Genomic DNA, 20,705 nt, shown 5'->3' with positions numbered 1-20,705 from the left:
GGTAAGGAGGTGATCCAGCCCCAGGTTCCCCTAGGGCTACCTTGTTACGACTTCACCCCAGTCATGAACCACACCGTGGTAAACGCCCTCCCGAAGGTTAAGCTATCTACTTCTGGTGCAGCCCACTCCCATGGTGTGACGGGCGGTGTGTACAAGGCCCGGGAACGTATTCACCGTGGCATTCTGATCCACGATTACTAGCGATTCCGACTTCATGGAGTCGAGTTGCAGACTCCAATCCGGACTACGACAAGCTTTGTGAGATTAGCTCCACCTCGCGGCTTTGCAACCCTCTGTACTTGCCATTGTAGCACGTGTGTAGCCCTACTCGTAAGGGCCATGATGACTTGACGTCGTCCCCACCTTCCTCCGGTTTATCACCGGCAGTCTCCCTAAAGTTCCCACCATTACGTGCTGGCAAATAAGGATAAGGGTTGCGCTCGTTGCGGGACTTAACCCAACATTTCACAACACGAGCTGACGACAGCCATGCAGCACCTGTCTCAGAGCTCCCGAAGGCACCAATCCATCTCTGGAAAGTTCTCTGGATGTCAAGAGTAGGTAAGGTTCTTCGCGTTGCATCGAATTAAACCACATGCTCCACCGCTTGTGCGGGCCCCCGTCAATTCATTTGAGTTTTAACCTTGCGGCCGTACTCCCCAGGCGGTCTACTTAATGCGTTAGCTTGAGAACCCAGTGTTCAAGACACCAAATTCCGAGTAGACATCGTTTACGGCGTGGACTACCAGGGTATCTAATCCTGTTTGCTCCCCACGCTTTCGTACATGAGCGTCAGTCTTTGTCCAGGGGGCCGCCTTCGCCACCGGTATTCCTTCAGATCTCTACGCATTTCACCGCTACACCTGAAATTCTACCCCCCTCTACAAGACTCTAGTCTGCCAGTTCGAAATGCAGTTCCCAGGTTGAGCCCGGGGCTTTCACATCTCGCTTAACAAACCGCCTGCGTACGCTTTACGCCCAGTAATTCCGATTAACGCTTGGACCCCTCGTATTACCGCGGCTGCTGGCACGAAGTTAGCCGGTCCTTCTTCTGCGAGTAACGTCACACCTAAACGCTATTAACGCTTAAGCTTTCCTCCTCGCTGAAAGTGCTTTACAACCCGAAGGCCTTCTTCACACACGCGGCATGGCTGCATCAGGCTTGCGCCCATTGTGCAATATTCCCCACTGCTGCCTCCCGTAGGAGTCTGGGCCGTGTCTCAGTCCCAGTGTGGCTGATCATCCTCTCAGAACAGCTAGGGATCGTCGCCTTGGTGAGCCATTACCTCACCAACTAGCTAATCCCACCTAGGTACATCCAATCGCAGAAGGCCCGAAGGTCCCCTCTTTTCCCCCGTAGGGCGTATGCGGTATTAGCAGTCGTTTCCAACTGTTATCCCCCTCGACTGGGCAGTTCCCTAGGCATTACTCACCCGTCCGCCGCTCGTCAGCAAATTAGCAAGCTAATTCCTGTTACCGCTCGACTTGCATGTGTTAGGCCTGCCGCCAGCGTTCAATCTGAGCCATGATCAAACTCTTCAATTAAAGTTTTGTTGAAGCTTAAAGCTTCGGCTCAATGAATTCTGATTCCACATTAAAGACTCGGAAGAATCTCTAACATGTTGTACATATTGCTATGAACACTCATCTTACATTGAGTAAAATTTTTGATTGCTTTACATCCGAAGACAGAAAAGCAATTTCGAATAACTCAACACCTGTGAGTGTCCACACAGATTTCTTGTTTCATCTTGTTAAAGAGCGTTGCTAACATGACGATTGACTCGCTCATTTAGCCGCCGCTGACGCTAGGTCGTTGGCTTAGGGATGCGTATTCTACACTTCCCGCTGTCGGCGTCAAGTGCTTATTTTAAGAAGTTTTCCAAGCGATGATTTGTTAACCACTAATGTAATTATCAATCAACACTGGAAGCCTACCGAAGCGCTTACCACCACATTCAAATCGCTTGCGATTTTGAATCCCTAACACCGCTGCAAGTCGCATACTCTCTAGCTTGTCGCTAACTCGTTGGCCTGCTGTGCCGTGTCAGTGGATGCGCATTATAGGGAGTTCTCGGATGGGCGCAAGGGATTTTTACAAAAAAAAGATCGCATGCCGATCTTTTAGGCAAATACGATCTTTTTTGTTTAGATTTGAATCAAATCGGCTATTTAAATCGATTTATTGGCTTCTTTATCTATAAAACTGTTGATGAGCTCTACCGCTTTAGGATCATCCCAATCTACAAATGTCCTTACAAACGCAATTAACTCCCCCTGTTTATTCAATATAAACGTAGCCGGGATAGTATCTAAGGGAAACACTTCTCCCAAAGCCTGAGTTTGATCATAGTAAGTCTGGAATGCTTCCATACCGAGTGTTTTTAAGAAGGGTTCAACCTTATCTTTACCGTCGATATCAATAGAGATTGGTAATACGGTAAATTTAGTTTGATCAAACTTTGCTTTAAAGCGATCTAAAGCGGGTAGCTCTCTCACACATGGAGGACACCAGGTCGCCCACATATTTACCATTACGATCTGACCACGATACTCGCTGAAGTCGACCGCTTTGCCATTACCATCTTTAAACGCAACGACATCTATTGGATAGGACTTAGGTAACACGTTGATAAGATCAACGCTAGATTGCACCTGCCCTTCGGTTTTTTTTTGCATACCTGGATATGCCATAGCATCCATTGATGCGAGCGAAGCACACATCAATAAAGGCACGATTAAACTCGTTCCTAAAAGCTTACTCATTTATTATCTCGATTAAGAAGTTTATCTAGCTCGGCTTGATCTTCAACACTAAGCTCTTGTTCTACCGCACCGCTGATGCGCTGCTTGCGAACAAAGATAAAACCTATCATTAACCCAAATAGCAAAAGCACTATTGGACCTAACCATAATAGATAGGTCTTGCTTTCCATACGTGGCTTATAAAGTACAAATTCACCATAACGGCTGGTCATAAACTCGATAATTTCAGCATCGCCTTTGCCAGCATCAACCATTTGATAAACTTCCAAACGCAAATCTTGCGCTACAGGAGAGTTAGAGTCGATGAGGTTTTGGTTCTGACATTGAGGACAACGCAACGAATGCGCTAAATCGAGCGCTCGCTTTTGATTGTCGACGTTTTTAAACTCATAAGTATCTACTGGAGTCGCCACTGCTGTGCCTACCATAGCGATAGACAGCAATAATGCCCCAACTAGGCCAATAAACGCTTTCATTAAGATGCTCCTTCCGCTTTAGCTTGGGCTTGTAACTCTTGAATCATTGGATAAAGCGTCTCTTTCCAGACACGCATATCGATAGGCCCAGCATAGCGAAAACGAATAATGCCGTTGTGATCGACTAAGAAACTCTCCGGAGCACCGTAAACACCAAGATCTAACCCTAAACGACCATCATGGTCGAAAAGATTCTTGGTGTACGGATCGCCTTCTCGTGCTAACTCTCTCACGGCGAGAGCACGTTCATCACGATAGTTAATACCATAAATCGGCAAAATATCTTGTCTTGCCAAACGCATCAGGTAAGGATGCTCATACTTACAAGATGGGCACCATGTAGCCCAAACATTGAGTAAGGATACCTGTCCCTTAAGTGTTTCGTTGGTGATGATCTCACTTGAATCTTCAAGTTTTTCTAACTGGAAAACCGGGATCTGCTTTCCTTCTAGAGCTGAATCCAATTGCTGTGGATTTAGGAATAAACCTTTATAGAGGAATATTCCCATCGCCAGAAACAATATCAACGGAATAAATAGTACTAACCTGTTCTTCATACTTGCCCCAATTCAAGTTATGCCGTTGCTAAATCTTCTTTAGCTTTTTCTTGTGTAGTTTCTTTAATCTTGGCGCGACGATAGCGCTTATCAGACGCAGCAAAAACACCACCAACCATCATAAAGATGCTACCAAACCATAACCAACGAACGAATGGTTTATAGTTAAGACGTACTGCAAATTCAGTACTGGTAATAGGATCACCCATAGTGATGTATAGATCGCGGAATACCCCCCAATCAATACCTGCTTCGGTCATATCCATAGTACGTACGTTATATTGGCGGCGGTCAGGCTTTAACAGCGTAATCACCTCTCCATCTTTACTGACTTCAACCTGCCCTTGCTGGGCCGTGTAGTTAGGACCCACTACATTTTTAGTTTCGATAAAATGGAAGCTATAACCCGCAAGCTCTTGAGTTATACCAGGGCCCATTCGAACACTCTTTTCAATAGAGTAGTTAGACACCATAGTTGCACCAACAACCGAAACTGCAATACCAAAGTGAGCGATCACCATACCTAATTGGCTTCGTCCCATACGGGCAAGACTTAAACCATCTTTACCGTTAATGATGTCGTATCCAGCTCTTAGTGTCGCGAGTACGATCCAAGTCGCCGTACCTATGCCAAATGCAACCCATACATTGAAATTACCATCAACCAGGAAAGGCGCCGCAACACCGATGACTGCCGCCACTATTGCGGGGACCAGTAACTTGCTCTTCAACTCACCTGCTTTAGCCCGCTTCCAACGAATGTTTGGACCAACTCCCATAAACAGAAACAACACTAAAACGATAGGAACGAAAACTGCGTTAAAGTATGGTGGGCCTACAGAAATCTTACCCATGTTAAGCGCATCGATAAGTAACGGATATAGCGTTCCTAACAATACAGTACCGCAAGCAACGGTTAGCAAGATGTTGCCTATAAGCAACATAGTCTCTTTAGACATCAATTCAAAACGTGCAGGGCTCTTCATATCGCTAGCACGGAATGCAAACAGTGTTAGCGAACCACCAATAGCTAAACCAAGCAACAACAGAATAAACATCCCTCTGCTTGGATCGGCGGCAAATGAGTGAACAGAAGTCAATACGCCAGAACGAACGATGAACGTACCTAACAAACTTAATGAGAATGCAAAGATAGACAACAATACTGTCCAGTTGCGGAAAGCTGCTCGTTTCTCAGTCACGATAACAGAGTGTAATAATGCCGTACCAATCAACCAAGGCATGAATGAAGCATTTTCAACTGGATCCCAGAACCACCAGCCACCCCAACCTAATTCATAATATGCCCACCAAGAACCCAGTGAAATACCGCCGGTCAGGAAAATCCATGCTGCAAGCGTCCAAGGTCTACTCCAACGAGCCCATGCCGAATCTAAACGCCCCCCCATTAGGGCTGCAATAGCAAACGCAAAACTCACGGAGAAGCCAACATAACCCAAGTAGAGCATTGGCGGATGGAAGATCAACCCAACATCTTGCAACATAGGGTTAAGGTCACGCCCTTCCATAGGAATAGGAAATAAACGCTCAAATGGGCTAGAAGTTAAAAGCATGAATAAGCAGAAGCCAATCACGATCATCGCTAAGATAGCTAAGACTCGTGCAGTAAAGACCTCTTCTAAGCCTTTGCTAAAAAATGCAACGGCAGCAGTCCACACAGATAGCGCAAATACCCAAAACAGTAACGAACCTTCATGGCCACCCCATACCGCGGCTATCTTAAAGAAAATAGGAAGTTGGGAGTTAGAATGATGTGCTACATAAGCGACGGAGAAATCATCAACCGCGAAGCTATAGCCAAGTACGATCACAGAAAGAAAAATAAAGAAAAACATACCGTAGCTCAATGGCCAGGCATATCTCACAAGGTATTGGTCTTTACGAGCAACACCAATTAAGGGAACGCTGGCCAATAGAAAGGCAAATGCCAATCCTATTATCAACGAAAAGTGTCCTAGTTCAGGGATCATGGGTTTTCCTCAGTCCTATATAAGAATCAGATAAGCTTAAGCTATTCCAATTCAAGCGAGTTTGCGATTTACACTACTCAAGGTACAAAATTTGAGTCATTTTAGTATTTGCTGTTGTATCTGTCTGCTTCTTTTGCGCAATTATGGGTGACCTGTCTCATTCTTGTGGATTCAAGGCAGAGGTTATAATTGTTAAAACTGACAGATTTTATTCTCTGACTCTTGTTTGAAACTTAAGTTTCAGCCAATTTTAGAAAATAGAATCGAACTGTGAACCAGTGCAAAAGTATCACCTTTTAAAACAACATAGGCCTTATATTACTGTTCAATGAATAATCTTTCCGTATAATCTTATCTCTAATCGCGCGGCATCCCCGCATTTCTGTAACTAATGTGAAAAAGAAATAATGACCACTCTCTGGATTTTTATTGCGCTTTTTGTGTTAGTCAGCCTAGTGCTGATTTGGTTTCCACACTTCCGTCAGCAAAAAATGCTGCAAGCGGAGGAAGCTGGCGTTCGTAAACAAACGAACCTAGAACTTTTTAACAATCGACTAGCTACATTAGAAAAAGAACTCGCAGATGAGCTATTAGACCAAGTTGAGTTCGATTCATTAAAGAAAGAACTTGAAATTAGCCTGTTACAAGACATGAAACAGGGTGAAGACGAGTCATTGGTTAATCAGGTAAAACCTAAAGGCCTATTATGGCCAGTGTTAATGTCAGCTGTAGTTATTGGTCTATCTGGCTACTTATATTCTGACTTAGGCGCTTACGCAAACTTAGACAAAGCGGTACCAGATAATCCTCATGCAGGTATGGACGCAAGCCAAATCATGGCGCAGCGCATCGAAATGATGGAAGCGCAATTAAAAGCTGAACCAGACAATAGTCAGTTGCTATTTAGTTTAGGTCATACTTATATTAGTGCCAATCGATATGACGATGCTGTAAAGGCTTTCGATAAAGCGATGGAGTTAGTCGGCACCCACGCAGAACTGCTCGGACCGAAAGCTACTGCACTTTATTACAAAGCGAATCAACGCATGACGCCGCAAGTGCAAGCGATCGTTGATCAATCTTTAGCTTTAGATCCTGAAGACCCTTCTACTCTGCTTTTAGTCGGTATGGATGCGTTTTTCAATGCCAACTACGACAAGTCTATTGTTGCATGGCAAACCATACTTGACAGTAATCGTAACGATGTTGATCGCAGTGCGATTATGAATGCCATCGAAAGTGCCAAGATGAGAATGCAAGCAGAAACTGGCGATATGCCAAACGACGCAACTCATCAGCAAGGGATCACAGACAAAACCGTAACGATAGATGTTTCGGTTGCTCCTGAGCTACTAGAGCAAGTCAATGGTACCGATATGTTATTCATCTTCGCGCGAAATACTGAAGGACCGAAAGTACCACTTGCAGCAACTAAGGTATCAGCAAAATCACTGCCTGTGACCATCACTTTGGATGATAGCACAGGTATGGGTGGCGATATTAAACTTAGCGATGCAAAGAATGTTGAGATTATTGCAGTCTTATCTAAACATGGCTCAGTTAAAGCACAACCTGGTGACCTCCAAGGTAGACTAGACACTATCAAAGTAGGCTCAACGGGTACATTAGTTCTCAATACGCAAGTTCAGTAATCCCATTGCGTATAGCAAAAAGCCGACTTTAGAGTCTAATGCCGAGCGTTTAAGAGCACTTGAACGATCTTGCAGATGATTGATAATCCCTACCCGTATTCTGGTGGGGATTTTTTATGTTTGCTCAAGAGCTTGAATTAGTACATGAGTCTGTTGAAGAAAGTGGGGGCTATCGCGCTGTAATGGAAGCTGTCGATTAAGGAAATCTGCAGCTCCATGGATATTGCTCTTCAATCTGGCGACAGTATTTAGTCCCGTGTTGCACCGAGTGTACTGACAGACTGTCGCCGTCGCCTAAGCGAAGCCCCAATGCCATACCTACTTAAATCCACTATCTCTGCTTGGCTTGAGCAAGCTTTGGGGGAGAATAATGATTTGGAGCTTACAACTCTCGCGGTTGATGGAAAAGTGTTTCGTTGACAAGACTCAGAAGAGAACGCAAACGAGTTTGGTTTTATTTCAAACACGCACAAGCCTTACCCTCAGCTTCGATTAGTCAGCCTTATATCGACCGAGACCAGAATGGTATTGGGTGCAGCCTTTGATAACTCCTTAACCTTATTTGACCGTTGTTACTTCTCTGCAGACTTACTTTTAAGCTGGAGAAGCTCAGGAGAACAGCGACACTGGTTAACGCCAGTCAAATCGAAAATGCGCTATGAAGTCGTCGAAACGTTTTCTGATAATGATTTGCTTATTGATATACCTGTTTCACCGCAAGCGAGAAACAAGAACCCAAATTTACCTGAAACATGACGTGCCCGTTTTATTGCTTATCAAAAGCCAAAGGGTGAAATTAAAGGCTTTGTTACCTCATTGGTTGCCCCCACTCGGTATCCACTGGATAAGCTGCTAAATATCTACTGGCAGTGCTGGGAGATAGAGGAAGGATATGGTGAGCTTAAGCAAACTCAACTGCAAACTAAGGTGACATTACGAAGTCGATTTGCTCAAGGTGTCAGACAAGAACTATGGGGCGCACTTATCGCTTACAATCTGGTTCGCTTAGAAATGGTAGCGATAGCAAAGGAAACTGAAGTCGCTCCAACGCGTATCAGTTTTACCGCGGCAATAAGCTTAATAGACACACTATTGAGGTGGCTTGCTTTATCGCCGGATAGAAAATTACCGGCTAAGCTGAAGCAAATGCAAGCCGATATAAAACACTTTATCCTTCCAGATAAAAAAGAAAGCACCGAACGTATCCACGATCAGAGCCCTATAGTTATAGCTGTTACCCACTGAAATATAAGCAGTAATTATTAACCGAATAACATTAGACTTTGAAGTTGGCTTTTTTGTGTCTTGCCCAATACTTGAATACTTTGCATTGGGTGTTTACGTTGAAAGCTGTAGACAACCTAAGAGCAAATCGCAGGCATAAAAAAACCGGCATCAAGCCGGCTCTTTCTTTGACAACAAATTACTTAGACATGAACTCTATCGCGTTCTTGTAATCGTCATCAGTACAATCTGTACACATACCACCTGGTGGCATTGCGTTTAGACCAGTCTTAACACTACCTAATAGCGTATCTAGACCTTTCGCTAAACGAGGTTCCCATGCAGCAGCATCGTGGGCTTTAGGTGCACCGGCAACGCCCATGCTATGGCATACATGGCATGCCTTGTTGTAGATAGCCTCACCTTCTTGTGCAAATACGTTTGCAGACAAGGTCAAAGCAGCCACTGCTGACAATGCTAACAGTTTTTTCATGTTCAATGTTCCTAATGCAAATATTAACAAAGCTCAATGCCACCCTGACTTTATACTGGGCAGACTTATTTATCGCGGGCTAAGGATACATCAAACTTCAACAAATCTCACCTTTTTGTGACTAATATCAGAATTTGTCCCCTGATAACGCGCGCAAACAGACATTTAACTGTTACATTAGCAAAAGTTGAAAAAGTTCGATGCGAGTAATAAAAGGTTTCACTTTTTGGAAGCATATCAAATTGCTGACACTAAAAAGTAACCAATACTAAACCCTAATAAGGGAATATGTTAATATCACTTGCGTTGATATATGGCTTGAGATAGAGGGTTCAGTGGTAGAAAAAAAAATAGCAACAACACTGGTATCGGCCGATAACTTAACTTGCATTCGTGAAGAGCGAATCTTATTTGATGAATTAAGTTTCAACATCCAAGCTGGTGAAATAGTCCAAATTGAAGGTCCGAATGGCGCGGGTAAAACTAGCCTACTGCGTATTCTCGCAGGTTTGTCCCGACCTTATGCTGGAGACACACTATATAAAGGTGAAGATATCACTCGATGTCGTGATGAATACAACGATGATCTTTTATATTTAGGCCATTTAGCAGGCGTAAAAAGTGAGTTAACCGCCGAAGAAAACCTTAACTTTAATTTAAGAATCAGTGGGTATGATGAGTTCAGCACCAATGAGATTTTAGCAAAAGTTAATCTTTCTGGATTTGAAGAAGCGCTAGCTGGACATCTTTCTGCAGGTCAACACCGACGAACCGCACTAGCAAGGCTGTGGCACACTAACTGTAAAGTCTGGTTACTCGATGAACCGTTTACTGCAATTGACAAAAAAGGCGTTGAAGAGTTGGAACACCTGTTTCTAAAACATGCCGAGAATGGTGGATGCGTCATAATGACGACTCACCAAGATATGGGCATCATAGGTGACGATATTCTGCGAAAAATTCGCTTAGATTACCGCTTTGTATAAGGTGCAGTAGATGAAAAAAGGCATTAGTTTTACCCAAGCATTTTTCACGCTTTTAAAGCGTGACTTACAAATAGCGATAAGACATAAAGGGGATATTTTTAATCCACTACTTTTCTTTATTTTAGTCGTTACCCTGTTTCCGTTAGGCATAGGCCCAGAGCCGCAGGTTTTGTCTCGAGTGGCACCAGGGATTATATGGGTTGCGGCATTGCTTGCTTCAATGCTCTCATTGGAGCGACTATTTAAGGCTGACTTTGTCGATGGTAGCCTAGAGCAGATGCTACTGAGCCCGCAGCCATTATCTTTAATGGTTTTAGCAAAGGTGTTAGCGCACTGGATACTAACAGGGGTGCCATTAATTTTAGTCGCACCATTACTTGCCGTGCTCCTGCATCTCGAAGAGAATAGCTATGGTGCATTGATGGCAACATTGGCACTTGGAACACCAGTATTAAGTTTACTCGGCGCAATTGGTGTTGCGCTAACAGTAGGATTACGCAAAGGCGGTGTATTACTCAGCTTGCTTATCCTACCGCTTTATATTCCGGTATTGATATTTGCGACCAGTGCAATCGATGCCGCAGGTTTAAATCTATCCTACAGCGGCCATCTTGCCATTATTGGTGCGATGTTGGTCGGTTCGTTAATTTTGGCACCGTTTGCAATTGGCGCCTCTCTAAGAGTGAGTACTAACTAATATGTGGAAATGGCTACATTCATACGCAGATCCTCAACGTGCTTATAATCTCTCTGGCACGTTACTCCCTTGGTTCGCAACACTTGCTATTGGATTTATAGGTGTTGGCTCTATCTGGGGCTTACTCTTTGCACCTGTCGACTACCAACAAGGGGACAGTTATCGAATCATATTCATCCATGTGCCAGCAGCGTCAATGTCTATGTCGGCTTATATGGCCATGGCAACATCAGCTTTTATCGGTTTAGTATGGCAAATTAAGTCTGCTGACTGGGCCGCTGCGGCAATTGCCCCTGTGGGTGCAGTAGTGACATTTATTGCATTAATTACTGGTGCGGCTTGGGGTAAACCCATGTGGGGAACTTGGTGGGTTTGGGATGCTCGCTTAACATCTGAGCTAGTTCTTCTTTTCCTCTATTTAGGCGTAATTTCATTATATGCCTCATTTGAAGATAAGGTACTCGCTGCTCGTGCTGCAGGCATCTTGGCTATTGTTGGCGTAATCAATATTCCTATTATTAAGTATTCGGTTGAATGGTGGAACTCGCTGCATCAGCCTGCAACCATTAAAATTACCGAAAAATCATCAATGGCTCCAGAGATGCTTTATCCGCTACTGATTAATATACTAGGATTTGGTTTGATGATTGGAGCGATAACGCTGGTACGTTTTAGAGCTGAAATTCTTGCTCGTAATGGCATGCGTCCATGGGTAAGGGAACTAGCTACCGCCGAAGGAGTCAAATAATGCAGTTCGAATCATTAACAGATTTTATTAACATGGGTGGCTATGCTTTCTATGTATGGCTATCTTACGGGATCACGATCTTTTCACTGGGCACTTTGATTTTTTTCAGTATGCGTCAAAAACGCAGAATCTTGACTGAAATATCGAAGAAAATGCAACGTGAAGAACGCCTAAAAGCAAATCGGAGTAATTAACTGTGAACGCTAGACGTAAGAAGAGACTTGCCCTTGCTAGTGCCTTAATTGGTGGTGTTGCCGCAATCGCATCCCTACTTTTATATGCACTGAACTCAAACTTAAACTTGTTCTACACTCCGACGGAGATCACGCAAGGAAAAAAAGACACAGGTGTAAAACCTGAAGTCGGTCAACGCATTCGTGTTGGTGGAATGGTTACTGTAGGATCAATGATCCGCGATCCGAACAGTCTCCATGTAGAGTTCGCCGTGCATGACTCGCTAGGTGGTGAGATTCAAGTGACATACGACGACTTACTGCCAGATCTATTCCGTGAAGGACAAGGTATCGTGGCTCAAGGCGTATTAATAGAGAACGGTAAACTTGAAGCCACTGAAGTGCTTGCCAAGCATGATGAAAACTATATGCCGCCAGAAGTTGCTGAGGCCATGGGGCAAACCCATGAAAAACTCGAATATGATACAGATCAAAAACCGGGTTACTAATACCACCCCATAAAATTAAAAGGCCTCAATATGAGGCCTTTTTTATTATTTAGTGACTAAACTAATTCTATAACTATTTAATAGATGAAGCAGTCATGCGTCTCCTCATAATGTTATTGGTAATACTATTATCAGGTTCTAGCTACTCACAAAATATAACTATAATAAATAGCTACCACGCTGAATATCCTTGGGTTATTAACTATTACAGGGGGCTAAACGCGACTTTTAACGATAAACACCATATCACTAGTTTTTACATGGACACTAAGCGCCTACCAGCTGAACAACATGCAGCACGGTCTGAAGCGGCGTGGAAAGTGCTCACTGAGTCAAAACCAGACTTAATCATCCTCGCAGATGACTACGCGGTCTCATCGCTTAGTGAGCGGCTTGGCAACGATACAACCCCAGTCGTATTCCTCGGACTAAACGCAAACCCAAGAAACCTTTCACTGCACTATTACGAAAACTTTACAGGAGTATTAGAACGACCACTATTTAGAAGAGCTTTGCTATTCGCCGACAAGCTTCTCACAAAAAAAGATGAACGTAAAAAACTGCTTATGATGTTCGATAACAGTCGCACATCAGCGGTTGCAATTAGCCAAATCAGAAATCATTCAACCTCAATTTCAATTGGGAAACTGGATATTGATTTCGACATGATCGATACCGAAAATAATTGGCAGAGAACCATATTGGAGAGTAAGTCATTAGGTTATGACGCCATATTCATAGGTCTCTACCATACACTGACGAAGGAAGATGGGAGTCACGCTGAACCGAACATCATCATCCAATGGACCGCAACTCATTCGCCATTACCACACTTTGGTTTTTGGGACTTCAGCATTGGGCCTGAAGCGAATATTGGAGGTTATGTTCTAGATGGATATATACATGGACGTATGGCGGGCGAACTTGTAGTGCAGATACTGGCAGGTTCAGATATAAGACAACTGCATTATGTAAGTGACCAAACAGGACGTCTCCTATTTAGCCGTTCTGGACTTCTTCGTTGGAATATCACCTTACCGGATATAATGGCTGAACATTCATATTGGACGCCTTAAAGCTTAGAACTAATACACCAAAACGTAACCACCCACCTATCAAGGCTGAGCTCTTCACAAGAACCAAACAAAACTCAATGCTCACCGCGTGAGTCTTTTGATGTAAATATATAGCCTACGCTACATTTTCTACTGGTATTCAAGGTTTATTGGTAACAGATCGCAACATTATAAATGATTGAACCTCTAAATAAGACTGCATCTAACAGCAACTTCAATACCTATCTTTCCGAATTAACAACAGTACTGACACTCCATTAATACTAGCTCTAAAACAATGTAGATACTTTTAATAAACCCGAAAACGAGAGATTTCGCTCGAATGATGGCAAATTCGAGTTCATTTCCGAAGCCCTATATTGTTGGTTATAATTGGTTTACCAAAATTGTGGCATAAAAAAGCCGGGCAATTGCCCGGCTTTTTAACAATGAATCCAAGTGTTACTCAGCAGCGTCTTCAACAGCTTCAGCAGCTTCTGGACGACCTACTAGTTCAATATACGCCATAGGCGCTTTATCACCAGTACGTAGACCGCACTTAAGGATACGGGTATATCCACCAGGACGTTCCTGGTAGCGTGGACCCAATTCATTAAATAACTTACCTACGACTTCAGCGTCGCGAGTACGAGCAAACGCCAAACGACGATTTGCAACGCTATCACTCTTAGCAAGTGTTATTAGAGGTTCAACTACGCGACGCAGTTCTTTCGCTTTAGCTACAGTAGTCTTGATCACTTCGTGACGGACTAACGAGCTTGCCATGTTACGGAACATAGCTTGGCGATGGCTGCTGTTGCGGTTTAGTTGACGACCACTCTTACGATGGCGCATGACCTAATCCTTATTACCTAAATCTGTACAAACTAGGACTTTATAGGTCGTCTGCTAAACTAGCTGGAGGCCAGTTTTCAAGACGCATACCTAATGAAAGTCCGCGAGAAGCCAACACATCCTTAATTTCGGTAAGAGATTTCTTACCCAAGTTAGGTGTTTTAAGTAGCTCAACCTCAGTACGCTGTACCAGATCTCCGATGTAATGAATCGCTTCGGCTTTCAAACAGTTAGCCGAACGTACAGTTAGCTCTAGATCGTCGACAGGACGCAACAGAATCGGATCGAACTCTGGTTTCTCTTCTTTCTGCTCTGGCTCAGTGACATCACGAAGTTCAACAAACGCATCTAGCTGTTCAGCTAAAATTGTTGCAGAACGACGAATTGCTTCCTCAGGATCGATAGTACCGTTTGTGGTCATATCGATAACGAGTTTGTCTAAGTCAGTACGCTGTTCAACACGTGCTGCTTCAACATTGTAAGCAATACGCGCGACAGGTGAGAAAGATGAATCCACTAACAAACGACCAATTGGACGATCGTCGTCTTCGGTTTGTGCTCTAGCCGAAGCTGGAACATAACCGCGACCACGTTCGACGCGGATACGCATGCTGATATCATTATTACCAGTCAGATGACAGATAACATGATCAGGATTCATAATAGTAACATCACCATCGTGCGTGATATCTGCTGCGGTAACAGGGCCTGCGCCTGACTTGCTTAAAGTAAGCATAGCCTCGTCTTTACCCTCGATAACCACTGCTAAACCTTTAAGGTTTAATAGGATCTCTAGGATATCCTCTTGTACGCCTTCCTTGCTGCTGTATTCGTGCAGTACACCATCAATCTCGACTTCGGTAACCGCGCAGCCGGGCATAGACGACAATAGGATACGACGCAACGCGTTACCTAAAGTATGACCAAAACCACGCTCAAGCGGTTCGAGTGTAACCTTGGCACGTGTTGGGTTAACCTGCTCGATATCAACGAGACGCGGTTTAAGAAATTCTGTAACAGAACCCTGCATTGTGTCCTCTCTTGTTTATTAGCTTTACTTAGAGTAAAGCTCGACGATCAGCTGTTCGTTAATTTCCGCAGATAAATCACTACGTTCTGGTAGACGCTTGAAAGCACCTTCCATCTTAGCATTATCTACTTCAACCCATGTTGGCTTTTCGCGCTGAGACGCAACTTCTAAAGCAGCCTTAATACGAGCTTGCTTTTGAGACTTCTCACGTACGCTAATTACATCATTTGCAGACACTTTAAATGATGGAATGTTAACAACGCGGCCGTTGACCATAATAGATTTGTGGCTAACTAGCTGGCGTGCTTCTGCACGTGTAGCACCAAAACCCATACGGTATACAACGTTATCTAAACGAGTTTCTAAAAGAGTAAGAAGGTTTTCACCAGTGTTACCTTTTAGACGTGCAGCGTCTTTGTAGTAGTTACGGAATTGCTTTTCTAGCACACCATAAGTACGACGAACTTTTTGTTTTTCGCGTAACTGAACGCCATACTCAGACAAACGAGCCTTACGAGCGCCGTGTTGTCCAGGTGCAGCTTCAAGCTTACACTTCGAATCAATTGCTCTCACACCGCTTTTTAAGAAAAGGTCAGTACCTTCTCGGCGGCTGAGCTTGAGCTTTGGACCCAAGTATCTTGCCATGTTCTTTCTCCAACTATCCTATTAAAAACGAGCGATTAAACGCGACGTTTCTTAGGAGGACGACAACCATTATGAGGGATCGGCGTCACATCGGTAATGTTGGTTATTTTGTAACCAACCGCGTTCAGCGCTCGAATAGCTGACTCACGTCCTGGACCTGGACCCTTCACGAAAACTTCAAGGTTTTTAACACCGTAGTCCTGAGCAGCAACACCTGCACGCTCAGCAGCTACCTGTGCAGCGAATGGGGTAGATTTACGTGAACCACGGAAACCTGAACCACCAGATGTTGCCCAAGAAAGTGCATTACCTTGACGATCTGTAATGGTGATAATTGTGTTGTTGAAAGATGCATGGATATGAGCCATGCCATCAGCAACCTGTTTACGTACGCGCTTGCGCGTTGAACGTGACGGAACTTTAGCCATATTGGTTTACCTTCCCGTTACTTTCTAATTGGCTTACGTGGACCTTTACGCGTACGCGCATTGGTCTTAGTACGTTGCCCACGAAGGGGCAGGCTACGACGGTGGCGAAGACCACGATAACAACCAAGGTCCATTAGACGCTTGATGTTCATGGATACTTCACGACGTAAGTCACCTTCTACAATGTATTTAGCAACTTCTTCGCGTAGTGTGTCTATTTGAGCTTCGCTCAATTCCTTGATCTTAGCATCTTCAGCAATTGAAGTAGCCGCGCAGATTTTTTGTGCGCGAGTTAATCCAATACCATAGATAGCAGTCAATGCAATGACTGTATGCTTTTGATCAGGAATGTTAATGCCAGCGATACGGGCCACTATGCACTCCTCATAAGTTAAAGGCCATCTGTGAAAAGCCCGGTAGGATACTCGACAGATGACAATTTTGCAAATAATATTTTGACCAGCTCAAAAGTTGAGCTGGTCAAAAGTTTTTAGCCTTGACGCTGTTTGTGTTTTGGTTCAACACAGATAACGCGTACAACGCCGCTACGCTTGACGATCTTGCAGTTACGGCAGATCTTCTTCACGGAAGCTCGAACTTTCATTTCATCACTCCGTAAAGCTAATTAGCGACCAAAGCGATCTAAATTCGCTTTGTTAACTAGGTTAGCTTTCTTCATCACAGACTCATACTGATGAGACATCATATGGGTCTGAACCTGAGCCATGAAGTCCATGATTACGACTACCATAATTAGTAGTGAGGTACCGCCAAAATAGAACTGTACCTTCCACGCAATTAACATGAACTCCGGAATTAAACAGATAAAGGTAATATATAATGCGCCAGCTAATGTTAGGCGAGTCATTACTTTATCTATATAACGCGAAGTCTGTTCTCCAGGACGGATCCCGGGAATAAACGCACCACTCTTCTTCAAGTTATCAGCTGTTTCGCGAGGGTTAAACACCAACGCAGTATAGAAGAAACAGAAGAAAATAATTGCTGTTGAATACAATAATGAGTAAAGCGGCTGACCTGGTGATACTGCAAGTGAAAAATCACTTAACCAAGATAAGCCTTCATTTTGTCCAAACCACTGAGCCAGTGTGCCTGGGAACAAGATGATGCTTGACGCAAAAATTGGTGGAATTACACCAGCCATGTTTATCTTAAGTGGTAAGTGAGTACTTTGCGCAGCGAACACCTTACGGCCCTGCTGACGCTTAGCATAGTTAACAACGATGCGACGTTGTCCACGCTCAACAAACACTACAAAATAGGTCACAGCAAATACAATTACCGCAATCAACAATAATACTAGTACGTTCAAGTCGCCTTGACGCGCCTGCTCAGCCGTTTGGCCGATAGCAGAAGGTAGACCAGCAACAATACCAGCGAAAATCAAAATCGAGATACCGTTACCTATGCCTCTCTCGGTAATTTGCTCACCTAGCCACATTAGGAACATAGTTCCTGTGACTAGACTCACAACCGCAACGAAATAGAAACCAAAGCCAAGGTTTACAACTAAACCTGGGACTAAATTTGGTAAACCAGTTGCGATACCGATCGCTTGGAATGTACCCAAGACCAGAGTGCCATATCGTGTGTATTGACTAATTTTCTTACGTCCTGACTCGCCTTCCTTTTTAAGTTCGGCAAGAGCAGGATGAACAACCGTCAATAATTGCATGATAATCGATGCCGAAATATACGGCATGATACCTAATGCAAAGATAGAAGCACGCTCAAGGGCGCCACCAGAGAACATGTTAAACATGCCTAAGATGGTACCCTTCTGCTGATTAAACAGCTCTGCTAATACAGCTGCGTCAATACCAGGAATTGGTACGAACGAACCGGCTCTAAAGACGATAATCGCACCAATCACGAACAGGAGGCGAGCTTTCAGTTCAGAAAATCCACCTTTCGCGCTTTTTAAATCAAGTCCTGGTTTTGCCATCGACGTATTATTCCTCGATCTTTCCGCCGGCAGCTTCAATAGCTGCACGAGCACCTTTGGTTACCTTAAGACCTTTAACGGTCACAGGGCGTTCAATGGTACCTGAAAGAACGACTTTAGCAAACTGTATGTTGCGAGTTACTAGATTCGCATCTTTCAGTGCATTCAAGTCGACAACATCACCGTTAACTTTAGCTAGTTCGCTGATACGAATTTCGGCAGATACCAACGCTTTACGCGAGGTGAAACCGAACTTCGGCAAACGAATCTTAAGTGGCATTTGACCACCTTCGAAACCGACGCGAACGCCGCCGCCTGAACGAGACTTCTGACCTTTGTGACCGCGACCAGCAGTCTTACCTAAGCCAGAACCGATACCGCGACCTACACGCTTAGCTGCTGATTTAGCACCTGCAGCAGGTGATAGAGTATTTAGACGCATCTTATACTTCCTCCACCGAAACCATGTAGTAAACCTTGTTAATCATACCGCGAATTGAAGGAGTATCTTCAACTTCAACAGTGTGATTAATACGGCGTAGACCTAGACCAGTCAAAGTTGCACGATGCTTTGGCAAACGTCCAATTGAGCTTTTAGTCTGTGTCACTTTTAAAGTTTTAGTAGCCATGGTGCTTAACCTCGAATTTCATCAACATTCAGGCCACGCTTAGCTGCGATTTGTGCTGGTGACTTCATGTGCACCAACGCATCTACAGTTGCGCGAACGATGTTGATCGGGTTAGTAGAACCGTATGCTTTCGACAGTACGTTATGAACGCCTGCTACTTCCAATACGGCACGCATAGCACCACCGGCGATAATACCGGTACCTTCAGAGGCTGGCTGCATGTAAACACGCGAACCAGTATGACGGCCCTTAACAGGGTGGTGCAAAGTACCATTTACAAGTTCTACAGAAACAATGTTACGGCGAGCCTTTTCCATTGCTTTCTGAATTGCTGCAGGTACTTCACGCGCTTTACCATAGCCATAGCCGACTTTACCGTTACCATCGCCCACTACAGTTAATGCAGTGAAGCTAAAGATACGTCCGCCTTTAACTACTTTAGAAACACGATTTACTGCAACCAATTTCTCTTGCAGATCATCTTTTTGTTGTTGAGCTTCAAATTTAGCCATTTTTAATCATTCCTTAGAACTGTAGGCCAGCTTCACGAGCTGCGTCTGCTAATGCAGCAACGCGTCCGTGATACTTAAAGCCGGAACGATCGAATGCAACTACAGTTACGCCTTTTTCGATAGCACGCTCTGCAACGGTTTTACCCACTACTTTTGCTGCATCAACGTTACCTGTGTATTTAAGCTGCTCTGATACCGCTTTCTCAGCAGTAGAAGCTGCCGCCACAACTTGCGCGTTGGCATCAATAACCTGTGCGTACGTGTGACGTGGTGTACGATGTACAACCAGACGGTTAACGCCCAGCTCTTGGATCTTCTTACGGGCGCGAGTAGCGCGGCGTAAGCGAGATGTTTTCTTATCCATATCGCGTTACCTACTTCTTCTTAGCCTCTTTACGGCGTACTTGTTCATCAGCATAACGAACACCCTTACCTTTATAAGGCTCTGGTGGACGGTAGCCGCGAATCTCTGCAGCTACTTGGCCAATCAACTGCTTATCAGTACCTTTAAGTACGATTTCAGTTTGAGTTGGACACTCTGCAGTTACGCCGTCAGGAAGCTGGTGAACTAGAGGGTGAGAGAAACCTAGAGTCAAATCAACGCCGTTACCAGCGATTTTCGCACGGTAACCAACACCAACTAGAGTAAGTTTTCTTTCGAAACCTTCATTAACACCAACAACCATGTTGTTGATTAGAGCTCGAGCGGTACCAGCTTGAGCAGCGGTCTTAGCGCCTTCAACTGGAGAACACTTAACTTCGTTGTTTTCAACAACAACAGAAACTTCAGCGTTAATCACTCGAGTCAAACTACCTTTAGAACCTTTTACGGTGATAGTTTGTTCGTTTAAAGTCACTTCTACGCCTGCAGGAATAGCGACTGGTGCTTTTGCGACACGAGACATTGCTAGCTCCTTATGCTACGTAGCAGATAACTTCCCCACCCATGCCATTCTGGCGGGCGGCACGATCAGTCATCAAACCTTTAGAAGTGGACACGATTGCGACACCCAGTCCGCCCATCACCTTTGGTAGTTCGTTTTTACCTTTGTAAATACGAAGACCAGGACGACTTACGCGCTGGATAGTCTCAACGACTGGTTGGCCTTGGAAATACTTTAAAGTGATTTCTAAAACCGGTTTAGCTTCGCCTGCTACGGTGTAGTCAGCAATATAACCTTCTTCTTTAAGCGTCTGTGCAATAGCAACTTTTAGCTTATTAGAAGGCATAGATACTGATACTTTGTTAGCAGCTTGGCCGTTACGAATGCGAGTTAACATATCCGCAATTGGATCTTGCATGCTCATATTAG

25 protein-coding genes, 1 rRNA gene and 1 pseudogene are annotated in these 20,705 nt (G+C 44.2%); 8 read left to right on the top strand and 19 right to left on the bottom strand.

Annotation, left to right across the window (positions count from 1 at the left end):
- Window positions 1-2: 2 nt before the first annotated feature.
- The 5 genes from K0I73_RS00945 to K0I73_RS00925 form a co-directional block, all read right to left on the bottom strand.
- A 16S ribosomal RNA gene (locus K0I73_RS00945) occupies window positions 3-1,545 on the bottom strand.
- Window positions 1,546-2,172: 627 nt separating this feature from the next.
- The gene (locus K0I73_RS00940) at window positions 2,173-2,766 is read right to left on the bottom strand and encodes a TlpA disulfide reductase family protein (RefSeq protein WP_220062707.1); all 594 of its coding nucleotides are present in this window, start codon (window positions 2,764-2,766) and stop codon (window positions 2,173-2,175) included.
- Window positions 2,763-3,242 (bottom strand): heme lyase NrfEFG subunit NrfF, encoded by a 480-nt coding sequence (nrfF, locus tag K0I73_RS00935; RefSeq protein WP_220062706.1) that lies wholly within the window; start codon window positions 3,240-3,242, stop codon window positions 2,763-2,765. Before nrfF ends, K0I73_RS00940 begins: the two co-directional genes overlap by 4 nt.
- Window positions 3,242-3,799 carry a DsbE family thiol:disulfide interchange protein gene (locus tag K0I73_RS00930; RefSeq protein ID WP_220062705.1) on the bottom strand — a complete coding sequence of 186 codons (558 nt, stop codon included), beginning with the start codon at window positions 3,797-3,799 and terminating at the stop codon, window positions 3,242-3,244. The genes nrfF and K0I73_RS00930 overlap by 1 nt, the downstream gene beginning before the upstream one ends.
- A 17-nt stretch (window positions 3,800-3,816) precedes the next feature.
- Window positions 3,817-5,790: a heme lyase CcmF/NrfE family subunit gene (locus tag K0I73_RS00925; protein WP_220062704.1), complete on the bottom strand. Its 1,974-nt coding sequence runs from the start codon at window positions 5,788-5,790 to the stop codon at window positions 3,817-3,819.
- Window positions 5,791-6,197: 407 nt separating this feature from the next.
- Here K0I73_RS00925 and ccmI point away from each other — a divergent pair, with 407 nt between their 5' ends.
- Both ccmI and K0I73_RS00915 read left to right on the top strand, forming a co-directional pair.
- Complete coding sequence (ccmI, locus tag K0I73_RS00920; RefSeq protein ID WP_220062703.1) at window positions 6,198-7,442, top strand: c-type cytochrome biogenesis protein CcmI; 1,245 nt, start codon at window positions 6,198-6,200, stop codon at window positions 7,440-7,442.
- 192 nt (window positions 7,443-7,634) lie between these two features.
- A pseudogene (locus K0I73_RS00915) lies at window positions 7,635-8,701 on the top strand (IS4 family transposase); the annotation flags it as partial.
- Window positions 8,702-8,865: 164 nt separating this feature from the next.
- Here K0I73_RS00915 and K0I73_RS00910 read toward each other — a convergent pair.
- Window positions 8,866-9,159: a c-type cytochrome gene (locus tag K0I73_RS00910; protein WP_220062702.1), complete on the bottom strand. Its 294-nt coding sequence runs from the start codon at window positions 9,157-9,159 to the stop codon at window positions 8,866-8,868.
- A gap of 335 nt (window positions 9,160-9,494) precedes the next feature.
- On the opposite strand from K0I73_RS00910, the gene ccmA reads away from it, so the two are divergent.
- The 6 genes from ccmA (at window position 9,495) to K0I73_RS00880 (ending at window position 13,348) form a co-directional block, all read left to right on the top strand.
- The gene (ccmA, locus tag K0I73_RS00905; RefSeq protein ID WP_220062701.1) at window positions 9,495-10,145 is read left to right on the top strand and encodes a cytochrome c biogenesis heme-transporting ATPase CcmA; all 651 of its coding nucleotides are present in this window, start codon (window positions 9,495-9,497) and stop codon (window positions 10,143-10,145) included.
- 10 nt (window positions 10,146-10,155) lie between these two features.
- On the top strand, window positions 10,156-10,842 hold the full coding sequence (gene ccmB / locus K0I73_RS00900) for a heme exporter protein CcmB (protein WP_220062700.1): 687 nt from the start codon (window positions 10,156-10,158) through the stop codon (window positions 10,840-10,842).
- Window position 10,843: 1 nt separating this feature from the next.
- Window positions 10,844-11,590: a heme ABC transporter permease gene (locus K0I73_RS00895; RefSeq protein ID WP_220062699.1), complete on the top strand. Its 747-nt coding sequence runs from the start codon at window positions 10,844-10,846 to the stop codon at window positions 11,588-11,590.
- The gene (gene ccmD, locus K0I73_RS00890; RefSeq protein ID WP_220062698.1) at window positions 11,590-11,784 is read left to right on the top strand and encodes a heme exporter protein CcmD; all 195 of its coding nucleotides are present in this window, start codon (window positions 11,590-11,592) and stop codon (window positions 11,782-11,784) included. The genes K0I73_RS00895 and ccmD overlap by 1 nt, the downstream gene beginning before the upstream one ends.
- Before the next feature lie 2 nt (window positions 11,785-11,786).
- A complete protein-coding gene (gene ccmE / locus K0I73_RS00885) occupies window positions 11,787-12,272 on the top strand; it encodes a cytochrome c maturation protein CcmE (protein ID WP_220062697.1) in 486 nt (161 codons plus the stop codon).
- A 260-nt stretch (window positions 12,273-12,532) separates the two neighbouring features.
- Window positions 12,533-13,348, top strand: coding sequence for an ABC transporter substrate-binding protein (locus tag K0I73_RS00880; RefSeq protein ID WP_220062696.1), 816 nt, complete (start codon window positions 12,533-12,535; stop codon window positions 13,346-13,348).
- 441 nt (window positions 13,349-13,789) lie between these two features.
- Here the strand turns inward: K0I73_RS00880 and rplQ are convergent, their stop codons facing one another.
- From rplQ to rpsH, 13 genes are all read right to left on the bottom strand, one after another.
- Complete coding sequence (gene rplQ / locus K0I73_RS00875) at window positions 13,790-14,182, bottom strand: 50S ribosomal protein L17 (protein ID WP_220062695.1); 393 nt, start codon at window positions 14,180-14,182, stop codon at window positions 13,790-13,792.
- A gap of 40 nt (window positions 14,183-14,222) precedes the next feature.
- Window positions 14,223-15,212, bottom strand: a complete 990-nt coding sequence (locus tag K0I73_RS00870; protein WP_011863990.1) for a DNA-directed RNA polymerase subunit alpha — start codon at window positions 15,210-15,212, stop codon at window positions 14,223-14,225.
- Window positions 15,213-15,236: 24 nt separating this feature from the next.
- The gene (gene rpsD, locus K0I73_RS00865; RefSeq protein WP_220062694.1) at window positions 15,237-15,857 is read right to left on the bottom strand and encodes a 30S ribosomal protein S4; all 621 of its coding nucleotides are present in this window, start codon (window positions 15,855-15,857) and stop codon (window positions 15,237-15,239) included.
- Between the two features lie 35 nt (window positions 15,858-15,892).
- The gene (gene rpsK, locus K0I73_RS00860; RefSeq protein WP_011863988.1) at window positions 15,893-16,285 is read right to left on the bottom strand and encodes a 30S ribosomal protein S11; all 393 of its coding nucleotides are present in this window, start codon (window positions 16,283-16,285) and stop codon (window positions 15,893-15,895) included.
- Window positions 16,286-16,302: 17 nt separating this feature from the next.
- A complete protein-coding gene (gene rpsM, locus K0I73_RS00855) occupies window positions 16,303-16,659 on the bottom strand; it encodes a 30S ribosomal protein S13 (protein WP_028764665.1) in 357 nt (118 codons plus the stop codon).
- A gap of 116 nt (window positions 16,660-16,775) precedes the next feature.
- Window positions 16,776-16,889, bottom strand: coding sequence for a 50S ribosomal protein L36 (gene rpmJ, locus K0I73_RS00850; protein WP_006083579.1), 114 nt, complete (start codon window positions 16,887-16,889; stop codon window positions 16,776-16,778).
- 21 nt (window positions 16,890-16,910) lie between these two features.
- Entirely contained in the window at window positions 16,911-18,251 is a 1,341-nt protein-coding gene (gene secY, locus K0I73_RS00845) for a preprotein translocase subunit SecY (protein WP_220062693.1), read from the bottom strand.
- Between the two features lie 7 nt (window positions 18,252-18,258).
- Complete coding sequence (gene rplO / locus K0I73_RS00840) at window positions 18,259-18,693, bottom strand: 50S ribosomal protein L15 (RefSeq protein ID WP_110456973.1); 435 nt, start codon at window positions 18,691-18,693, stop codon at window positions 18,259-18,261.
- A 1-nt stretch (window position 18,694) separates the two neighbouring features.
- Window positions 18,695-18,880: a 50S ribosomal protein L30 gene (gene rpmD, locus K0I73_RS00835; RefSeq protein WP_028764668.1), complete on the bottom strand. Its 186-nt coding sequence runs from the start codon at window positions 18,878-18,880 to the stop codon at window positions 18,695-18,697.
- Between the two features lie 5 nt (window positions 18,881-18,885).
- A complete protein-coding gene (gene rpsE / locus K0I73_RS00830) occupies window positions 18,886-19,392 on the bottom strand; it encodes a 30S ribosomal protein S5 (RefSeq protein WP_028764669.1) in 507 nt (168 codons plus the stop codon).
- 13 nt (window positions 19,393-19,405) lie between these two features.
- A complete protein-coding gene (gene rplR / locus K0I73_RS00825) occupies window positions 19,406-19,756 on the bottom strand; it encodes a 50S ribosomal protein L18 (protein WP_028764670.1) in 351 nt (116 codons plus the stop codon).
- Window positions 19,757-19,766: 10 nt separating this feature from the next.
- Window positions 19,767-20,297: a 50S ribosomal protein L6 gene (gene rplF / locus K0I73_RS00820; protein ID WP_220062692.1), complete on the bottom strand. Its 531-nt coding sequence runs from the start codon at window positions 20,295-20,297 to the stop codon at window positions 19,767-19,769.
- A 10-nt stretch (window positions 20,298-20,307) separates the two neighbouring features.
- Window positions 20,308-20,700, bottom strand: coding sequence for a 30S ribosomal protein S8 (gene rpsH / locus K0I73_RS00815; protein WP_220062691.1), 393 nt, complete (start codon window positions 20,698-20,700; stop codon window positions 20,308-20,310).
- Window positions 20,701-20,705 lie beyond the last annotated feature (5 nt).

It is taken from the genome of Shewanella mesophila, from assembly GCF_019457515.1.
GTDB classification, from domain to species: domain Bacteria; phylum Pseudomonadota; class Gammaproteobacteria; order Enterobacterales; family Shewanellaceae; genus Shewanella; species Shewanella mesophila.
The sequence above is the reverse complement of the archived record's forward strand: the minus strand, read 5'-3'. Positions and strand labels throughout refer to the sequence as shown.

What these genes read in the sequence shown, in the direction of transcription:
- K0I73_RS00940 (WP_220062707.1), bottom strand. Translation starts at nt 2,766, where the DNA reads ATGAGTAAGCTTTTAGGAACGAGTTTAATCGTGCCTTTATTGATGTGT.
- nrfF (WP_220062706.1), bottom strand. Translation starts at nt 3,242, where the DNA reads ATGAAAGCGTTTATTGGCCTAGTTGGGGCATTATTGCTGTCTATCGCT.
- K0I73_RS00930 (WP_220062705.1), bottom strand. Translation starts at nt 3,799, where the DNA reads ATGAAGAACAGGTTAGTACTATTTATTCCGTTGATATTGTTTCTGGCG.
- K0I73_RS00925 (WP_220062704.1), bottom strand. Translation starts at nt 5,790, where the DNA reads ATGATCCCTGAACTAGGACACTTTTCGTTGATAATAGGATTGGCATTT.
- ccmI (WP_220062703.1), top strand. Translation starts at nt 6,198, where the DNA reads ATGACCACTCTCTGGATTTTTATTGCGCTTTTTGTGTTAGTCAGCCTA.
- K0I73_RS00910 (WP_220062702.1), bottom strand. Translation starts at nt 9,159, where the DNA reads ATGAAAAAACTGTTAGCATTGTCAGCAGTGGCTGCTTTGACCTTGTCT.
- ccmB (WP_220062700.1), top strand. Translation starts at nt 10,156, where the DNA reads ATGAAAAAAGGCATTAGTTTTACCCAAGCATTTTTCACGCTTTTAAAG.
- K0I73_RS00895 (WP_220062699.1), top strand. Translation starts at nt 10,844, where the DNA reads ATGTGGAAATGGCTACATTCATACGCAGATCCTCAACGTGCTTATAAT.
- ccmD (WP_220062698.1), top strand. Translation starts at nt 11,590, where the DNA reads ATGCAGTTCGAATCATTAACAGATTTTATTAACATGGGTGGCTATGCT.
- K0I73_RS00880 (WP_220062696.1), top strand. Translation starts at nt 12,533, where the DNA reads ATGGACACTAAGCGCCTACCAGCTGAACAACATGCAGCACGGTCTGAA.
- rplQ (WP_220062695.1), bottom strand. Translation starts at nt 14,182, where the DNA reads ATGCGCCATCGTAAGAGTGGTCGTCAACTAAACCGCAACAGCAGCCAT.
- K0I73_RS00870 (WP_011863990.1), bottom strand. Translation starts at nt 15,212, where the DNA reads ATGCAGGGTTCTGTTACAGAATTTCTTAAACCGCGTCTCGTTGATATC.
- rpsD (WP_220062694.1), bottom strand. Translation starts at nt 15,857, where the DNA reads ATGGCAAGATACTTGGGTCCAAAGCTCAAGCTCAGCCGCCGAGAAGGT.
- rpsK (WP_011863988.1), bottom strand. Translation starts at nt 16,285, where the DNA reads ATGGCTAAAGTTCCGTCACGTTCAACGCGCAAGCGCGTACGTAAACAG.
- rpmJ (WP_006083579.1), bottom strand. Translation starts at nt 16,889, where the DNA reads ATGAAAGTTCGAGCTTCCGTGAAGAAGATCTGCCGTAACTGCAAGATC.
- secY (WP_220062693.1), bottom strand. Translation starts at nt 18,251, where the DNA reads ATGGCAAAACCAGGACTTGATTTAAAAAGCGCGAAAGGTGGATTTTCT.
- rplO (WP_110456973.1), bottom strand. Translation starts at nt 18,693, where the DNA reads ATGCGTCTAAATACTCTATCACCTGCTGCAGGTGCTAAATCAGCAGCT.
- rpmD (WP_028764668.1), bottom strand. Translation starts at nt 18,880, where the DNA reads ATGGCTACTAAAACTTTAAAAGTGACACAGACTAAAAGCTCAATTGGA.
- rpsE (WP_028764669.1), bottom strand. Translation starts at nt 19,392, where the DNA reads ATGGCTAAATTTGAAGCTCAACAACAAAAAGATGATCTGCAAGAGAAA.
- rplR (WP_028764670.1), bottom strand. Translation starts at nt 19,756, where the DNA reads ATGGATAAGAAAACATCTCGCTTACGCCGCGCTACTCGCGCCCGTAAG.
- rplF (WP_220062692.1), bottom strand. Translation starts at nt 20,297, where the DNA reads ATGTCTCGTGTCGCAAAAGCACCAGTCGCTATTCCTGCAGGCGTAGAA.
- rpsH (WP_220062691.1), bottom strand. Translation starts at nt 20,700, where the DNA reads ATGAGCATGCAAGATCCAATTGCGGATATGTTAACTCGCATTCGTAAC.